Annotated in this window: 3 protein-coding genes; 1 reads left to right on the forward strand and 2 read right to left on the reverse strand. The window is 33.4% G+C overall.

Annotation, left to right across the window (positions count from 1 at the left end):
- Positions 1–297: 297 nt before the first annotated feature.
- Positions 298–486, reverse strand: coding sequence for a hypothetical protein (locus tag FTV41_RS14700; protein ID WP_157799961.1), 189 nt, complete (start codon positions 484–486; stop codon positions 298–300).
- 157 nt (positions 487–643) lie between these two features.
- Between FTV41_RS14700 and FTV41_RS14705 the strand changes: the two genes are divergently transcribed.
- Positions 644–1,123, forward strand: a complete 480-nt coding sequence (locus FTV41_RS14705; RefSeq protein ID WP_179991844.1) for a spore coat U domain-containing protein — start codon at positions 644–646, stop codon at positions 1,121–1,123.
- A gap of 14 nt (positions 1,124–1,137) precedes the next feature.
- Here FTV41_RS14705 and FTV41_RS14710 read toward each other — a convergent pair.
- Positions 1,138–1,380: spore coat protein U domain-containing protein (locus FTV41_RS14710; protein ID WP_179996762.1), on the reverse strand; the 243-nt coding region annotated here is incomplete at its 5' end.

Here is a 1,380-nt window from a genome sequence, read left to right on the forward strand (position 1 = left end):
TTCAAAGGGGGGCTTTTATGGTTATGGAAAAAAATAGTATTTTGAGTAAAAAACACCCAGTTCTAAAATGAGAATGGATCATTTTTTTAACGATTTATTATCTAAAAATAAGAAGAGCACTGGATGTGCTCTTCTTGGAATTTCGCATAAGAGATTTTATGTTAAATACTTAAAACATCATGCTCTTTTATTTCTAAGAGGCTTTGTTGCAAAAATACCTAAAACTATGATTTTATTATACTTATTTTTTATTAAAATTTTCTTAAACTCCTTAAAAATAAGTATTTTGCAAAATATTTATGCAACAAAGCCTATACATAAGAGCAAACGATCTTCCAACGGTAATTTATGCGGTCGTCCTTTACCAATATGACGAGGTAACTGCTTATTTAGCTCGGCCAACATCAGGTTAAATGTAGCCCAACTAACACCGGTAAGCCTACGAAACTTAACGTCTGATAATTTTTGAATATCTTTGAATTTCATCCAAGGATTATCCTTTGAATTAAATAAGTTTGCTGATTAATTTAAGATCAAATAAATTGTACGTTTTTTGATTTATGACGGAAGTCTATTAACTATATATTATTTCTTAAAAAACTATGTAATATTTAATGGAGTTAATAGGTTGGAATTATGGTAAATGAGTCAAGTGAAAATTTTTAAATATTCTTTTGTAATTTTAGCTGTAGTCTCTGTTTCCGCATATACCATGAGTGATCGTCAATCCACACAGTTTCAAGTCAAAATGCAAGTTACAGAAATTTGTGAGATTGGAGCAGGAGGCTCTTCGGATATTGATTTTGGGACTGTGACTCGTAATGCACAGAATGTTCAAGCGACAGGGAGCTTAAATGTTCATTGTACTAATGGTACTCCCTATAATATTGCTTTAAATAGTGATGGTCGTTTGAAGCATGCCAATGATATTTCCATACAAATTCCTTATCAGCTTTATCAAGATGTTGCCATGAGCAAAGAATGGGGCAATATTGCAGACAATCGTTTGTCACAACAGGGGACAGGGGAAACACAAAATATTAAGATTTGGGGTAAGGTTCCCAATGCTAATGTTCCTGCTGGGAAATATAGTGACACAGTAACTGCGACGGTTACCTATTAATTTTAAAATAAAAATCAATAAGTTAGAGTTACTGTAATCGTGTCAGAGTATTGCCCAGTACTACTGATGGGTTGAGCTGGAACCGTTGCATATACAGGTATATTATGATTATCTACAGAGTAAAAGGTATTACCTTGCCAAGGTTGATCATCGTGTGCGTTCCTAGAAAGGTTGTATCGGATATAGTTTCCTAAAGCATTTCTCATTCTTCTTTGTGTGCCCTGCGCATTGATGCCATTATTTAAACTGACTTGCAT

It is taken from the genome of Acinetobacter sp. YH16051 (assembly GCF_013417135.1).
Lineage (GTDB): Bacteria > Pseudomonadota > Gammaproteobacteria > Pseudomonadales > Moraxellaceae > Acinetobacter > Acinetobacter towneri.

Excerpts from the sequence above, each read along its gene's own strand:
- FTV41_RS14700 (WP_157799961.1), bottom strand. The coding sequence starts at position 486 with ATGAAATTCAAAGATATTCAAAAATTATCAGACGTTAAGTTTCGTAGG.
- FTV41_RS14705 (WP_179991844.1), top strand. The coding sequence starts at position 644 with ATGAGTCAAGTGAAAATTTTTAAATATTCTTTTGTAATTTTAGCTGTA.